Genomic DNA, 5,278 nt, shown 5'->3' with positions numbered 1-5,278 from the left:
AGGGCCGCCGCGGCCGCCGTCCGGAGGCCCGGTCGGCCGCCGCGCTTCCGGGCGCCGGCGCCGGTGCCGTCGGCGGTGCCGGTCGTCGCGTCGCCGTCGGTCGTTCCGGCGATGTCGGCGATGTCGGCTGTGTTTGCGGCGTCGGTGGTGTCGGCCGCGTCGGACGCCATTCCTGGATCCCCCCGTTCGAGTGGCCCGCCCCGGGCACCCGAGGGCCCCATGAGCCGGGCCGATGGTAGCGCCGGCCGTGGTGCCGGGCGGATCAGGCCCGGGCCGACCGGTTCTCCGCCGTCGGGTCCCAGAGCCCGGCGGCCTCGCCGCGCTCCAGGTGGTCGGCGTAGACGGCGGTCTTCCAGGCGATCAGCGAGCGGCACTCCTCCAGCTCCCGGATCCGCTCGTCGACCCGTTGCCGGTGGGTGTCGAGCAGCCGCAGCCGTTCGGCCTCGTTGCCCGGGCCCTGCCGGACCAGTTCGGCGAAGCGGCGCAGGTCGGCGAGCGGCATGCCGGACTCGCGGAGCCTGACGCAGATCTCCAGCCACTGCACGTCCAGCACGGCGTACCGCCGCCGCCCGCCCGCCGTGCGCCGCACCGGGCCGACCAGCAGCCCCTCGCGCTCGTAGAAGCGCAGGGCGTGCACGCTGAGCCCGGTGCGTTCGGCCACCTCGCCGATGCTGAGTTCCGTCATGTCGTCAGAGCATAGGAAGAACACCGGGGCGGGACTTGATCTAGACCGCGCTCCACTTCCTACGGTCATCGCCATGACCACCACTCAGCTCCAGCGCCGGCAGCAGCCGATCGGCTCGCCCTTCTCCGCCGCCACCACCGCCGAGGAGGTCCTGGCGGGCCTCGACCTCTCCGGCCGCACCGCCGTCGTCACCGGCGGCTACTCCGGCCTCGGCCTGGAGACCACCCGGGCGCTGGCCGCCGCCGGGGCCGAGGTGATCGTCCCGGCCCGCCGCCCGGACACCGCCCGCGCCGCGCTCGCCGGAACCGGGAGCCGGATCGTCCCGATGGACCTCGCCGACCCCGCGAGCGTCCGCGCCGCCGCCGGGCTGATTCGCGAGACCACGGACCGCCTCGACCTCCTGTTCGCCGTGGCCGGCGTCATGGCCACCCCCGAGCGGCGCGTCGGGCCGGGCTGGGAGGGGCAGTTCGCCGCCAACCACCTCGGGCACTTCCTGCTCGCCTGCGAGCTGTACCCGCTGCTGGCCGCCGCCCCGGACGGTGCCCGCGTCGTCGTCAACAGCTCGGCCGGGCACTTCCTGACGGACATCCGGGGGCACGACCCGCACTTCCGCACCGGCTACGACAAGTGGCTGGCGTACGGCCAGTCCAAGACCGCCAACGCCCTGTTCGCGGTGCACCTCGACGCGCTCGGACGGGCGGACGGCGTCCGGGCGTTCGCGCTCCACCCCGGGAAGATCATCACCGGGCTCCAGCGGGAGATGACCCGGCAGGAGCAGGTCGAGCGCGGCTGGGTGGACGAGCGGGGCACCGTGATCGGCGCGGACTTCAAGTCCCCTTCCCAGGGCGCCTCCACGGGCCTGTGGGCGGCCACCTCGCCGCTGCTCGACGGCCTGGGCGGGCTCTACCTGGAGGACTGCGAGGTCGCGCGCCCCGCCGGCCCGGACACCCCGATGGACGACGGTGGCGTCCGCCCGTACGCCGTCGACCCGGACGGGGCGGCCCGCCTCTGGGAGCTCTCGCTGGCCGCGACCGGCGCCACCCCGGTGCCCCGCTGAGCCGCCGAACACGGAGCGGGAAGTCGGCCCGGCCGACTTCCCGCTCCACGACGGCCCGGAGGCGTCAGGCGGTCAGCTCGGGGCTCCACGTGACGCCCACGTTCCCGGCGCCCCAGTTGACGATGAGCTGGGTCTGGTAGACGTGGCCCGGGGTGGGGTTGGGGACCTGCGTGCCGACGTAGTGGGACCAGCCGAGCCCGCAGCCCGCCATCGTGTCCCACCGGTAGCCGGTGCTCCGGTCGTACAGGACCAGGTCGACCGTGCAGTTGGAGTTCGCGAAGTTGGTGTACGCGTCGGCGACCAGGGTGCTCCCGTTGACGCTGACGCACGCCTGCTGGGTGCTGCCGTTGCAGCCGCCGCCCGACGCCGCGAACGCGTTGCCCGCGCCGCCGACGGTGAACGTGCCGGCCAGTGCGGCGGTTGCCAGGGCCAGTGTCGACGCCCGTGCGATCCGCTTCGTGATCATTTTCAGCTCCTCGGAGGGGGCCGGCCCCGGTGGCCGGCAGGTGATCACGGTCGGGGTGGGGCGTGGACAAGCGGTCGACGGGCGGTCGACGTTCGATGAACGGGCTGATCGGCCGCACCGGGACCCCGCGCACCGGGCGGCCGAGGCGCCCGTCAGCAGGAGAGGTTGCCGCCGCCCACGTCGGTACCCAGGACGCCGACGAACTGCTTGAAGAGGTTGATCCGGTCGTTGCGCTGGTCCGGGTTCTTGCCGTCGCACTCCAGCGCGCCGTTGATGGTGCGGATGGTCTCGCCGAAGCCCTTGTTGTTGACGATGGCGTCGTGCGCCGTCATCCGGCCGGCGCCGTTCTGGGTGTTCCAGAACCAGAGCGCGGTCTTCCAGGACGTCGCCGGGTTCTTCTCGACCTGGTACGGGTCGTGCAGCAGGTCGATGCCCAGGGCGTCGCCGGCCGCCTTGTAGTTGAAGTTCCAGCTCAGCTGGAGCGGCCCGCGCCCGTAGTACGCGGACTGCCCGGCCGGACAGCCGTACGGCTGCGAAGTGTCGCAGTAGTGCGGGTAGTTGGCGGTGTTCTGCTCGACGATGTACTTCAGCCCGCCGGTCTCGTGGCTGACGTTGGCCAGGATGGCCGCCGCCTCGCGCTTGCGGGTCGCGGTGTCGCCGGTGGTGGTGAACTTCGGGTAGGCGCCCAGGGCGTCGGTCAGGCCCTTGTACGTGTAGAAGGCGTTCCGGTTCGGGAACATCTTGTTGAACTGGGCCTCGCTCACCACGAAGGAGCCGGCGGCGGAGGCCGGGGCGGTCTGGCCGGCGACGGCGAGGGTGCTCAGCACGGCGGCGGAGGCCGCCAGCGACAGGGTGCGGGAAAGCTTCATCGGTTTCCTCGTTCCTCGGGTTTCCTTGGCGGGGGCGGCACTTCGCTCGCGAGGACTCGCGACGGCTCGGGACGGTTCGCGGGGACGCGCAGATTCGCGCAAAAGGTCGCAAAGATCCGCGAAGAGTCGCGAAGGGTCTCGACAGCTCGCGAAGGTTCGCGAAGGGCCTCCGCCATCCTGGCGGGCGGAAAGCGTCAAATATGTCCAACGGAGGTCTAAACCACTCGTACGGGTCGTATCCGATCCGGTCGTTGGACGCCGGCCGCCCTCGGGGTGATCACCGGGCTGTCGGTCGTACCGGATAGCCTCCTTCCGAGTCGGACGGCACAACTGGGGGAGCAGGGGCGCATGAGCGGTCACACCGACGACGAGGGCGCCGAGCGCCTGGCCGCCGAGGGGGAGGTCGCGGTCGCCCGGCTGGCGATCGACTCCGGGGACCTGACGCACGCCGCCGAGCACCTCGGCGACGCGATCCTCGCCGCCCCCCAACTGCCCGAACTGCACGAGGCGCTGGCCGAGTTGTGCGCCGCGGCGGGCGGCCCGGCGGCGGCCCGCGAGCTGTTCCCGCTGGACGGCCGGGTGTACCTCGGCACGGCGGTCTGCCGGGCCCACGTGGAGGCCGCGGCGGGGGACTGGAACGCCGCCGTCGGACTGCTCGCCTCCGCCATCCAGGCCGAGCCGGCCCGCCCCTGGGCGCACGCCGCCTGGCTCGCCCGCGAGGACCTGCCCGGCCTGGTCGACCCGGACGCCGTCGCCCAGGCGGTGGCCCGCGCGACCGGCGCGCTGCCCGACCCGCTCCCGGCCGAACCGGCCGAAGCCGTACGGCCGTTCCACGACTTCGTGCAGGCCGTGCTGGACCGGCACGGCGACCACGTCCTGCTGCTGGCGATGGCCTCCGGCCTGACCCGCCGGCTCGGCGACACCGCCCGCGCCGTCGAACTCGCCGACCGGGCGCACCGGTCGGCCCCCGGCTACCTGCCCGCCGTGATGCTCGGCAACGCCCTGCGCTCGGCCGGCCGCCCGGAGCAGGCGCTCGCCGTCTGGGAGGCCGAACTGGAGCGGGTCGCCCCGGACCTCGACGACTCCAACAGCTACCTCGCCGTCGACGTCGCCGAGTTGTACGGCGCGCTCGGCCGCCCCGCCGAGGGCCTGCCCTGGCTGGAGCGGGTGCTCGCCGCCGTGCCCGACCACCCCAAGGCCGGCCCGGCCCGGTACGGGCTGCGCCACGCCCTCGACGGCGACCCGGCGCACCTGCTCGCCCTGGCCGACCACCACCGCGCCCACCCCGAACACGGGTACGCCCAGGAGCTGTTGGAGCGGCTGAGCCACCGGGAGCCCTGGCTCGGCCTGGTCTCCGGCGCCACCGAGGCCACCGTCAACGTGCTGCACCAGGTGCTCGCCGCCGCCGACACCAGCCGCGACACCGAGATCGAGTGCACGGCCTCCACCGTGGAGCCGCCCAGCTCGGTGCTGGCCGTCCGGCTCGCGCTGCCGCGCTCCACCGTCCGCTACCAGGCCGTCGGCGAGCCCGACCCCCGGCTGCCGCTGACCGAGCCCACCACCCGGATCTGGGCCTGGGACGGCACCGACCCGCGCCCGGCCGTCGACCCGCCCGCGCCGCAGAGCGCCGAACTCGTCCGGGCCACCGCCGAGATCTTCTGGCCGACCGTCCCCGCCGCCTACGACCACGCCGTCCGGCTGGCCGGACTGCCGCTGGACGACCTGCTCGGCGTCCTGGTCCACCCGCCGGTGCCGCGCGAGGACGACCTCGGCCGCGCCCTGCTCGCCCACCAGCCCGAACTCTGGGTGCGGGCCGTCCAGGTCTTCGCCTGCCTCGGCATCGCCCACCACCGGGCCGACCAGCCCTGGGAGGGCTCCGAGCGCCGCCGGGTGCTGCGCGACCTGCTGCTCGGGCCGGAGGACTGGGTGGTCGAGGCGGCCGGCTTCGCGCTGGTCGCGATCGGCTGGACGCAGCCGCGGACCAGGGCCGACATCGCCGAGCTGCTCCGGCAGCGGCTGCACCACGGCGCCCGGGCCCGCCGCACCCGGGCGGTGACGATCCTGCGCTCGCTGTCCGCGCTGGTGCTCGCCGCGCCCTGGACGTCCGCCGAGGACCGCGCGCTCGCCCGCCACCTGACGGCCCGGGAGGACGCCGCCGACGCGGGGGCGGAGCCGGAGCCGCAGGAGTCGGAGCCGCAGGC

At 74.4% G+C, this 5,278-nt stretch carries 4 protein-coding genes and 1 pseudogene; 2 read left to right on the top strand and 3 right to left on the bottom strand.

What is annotated here, in order from left to right; all coding sequences use genetic code 11:
- Nucleotides 1-262: 262 nt before the first annotated feature.
- Nucleotides 263-685 carry a MerR family transcriptional regulator gene (locus tag AE652_RS34660; RefSeq protein WP_049658924.1) on the bottom strand — a complete coding sequence of 141 codons (423 nt, stop codon included), beginning with the start codon at nucleotides 683-685 and terminating at the stop codon, nucleotides 263-265.
- 73 nt (nucleotides 686-758) lie between these two features.
- Here AE652_RS34660 and AE652_RS34655 point away from each other — a divergent pair, with 73 nt between their 5' ends.
- Nucleotides 759-1,742 carry an oxidoreductase gene (locus AE652_RS34655; RefSeq protein WP_049658922.1) on the top strand — a complete coding sequence of 328 codons (984 nt, stop codon included), beginning with the start codon at nucleotides 759-761 and terminating at the stop codon, nucleotides 1,740-1,742.
- 64 nt (nucleotides 1,743-1,806) lie between these two features.
- On the opposite strand, the gene AE652_RS34650 is transcribed toward AE652_RS34655, so the two are convergent.
- A complete protein-coding gene (locus AE652_RS34650; protein WP_049658920.1) occupies nucleotides 1,807-2,208 on the bottom strand; it encodes a hypothetical protein in 402 nt (133 codons plus the stop codon).
- Between the two features lie 152 nt (nucleotides 2,209-2,360).
- A complete protein-coding gene (locus tag AE652_RS34645) occupies nucleotides 2,361-3,077 on the bottom strand; it encodes a chitinase (RefSeq protein WP_049658918.1) in 717 nt (238 codons plus the stop codon).
- Between the two features lie 348 nt (nucleotides 3,078-3,425).
- On the opposite strand from AE652_RS34645, the pseudogene AE652_RS34640 reads away from it, so the two are divergent.
- Nucleotides 3,426-5,278 (top strand): annotated as a pseudogene (locus tag AE652_RS34640) (hypothetical protein); the annotation flags it as partial.

This window comes from Kitasatospora sp. MY 5-36 (assembly GCF_001182915.1).
In the GTDB taxonomy this organism is placed as follows: domain Bacteria; phylum Actinomycetota; class Actinomycetes; order Streptomycetales; family Streptomycetaceae; genus Kitasatospora.
This window is presented reverse-complemented; position numbering and strand designations above follow the sequence as displayed.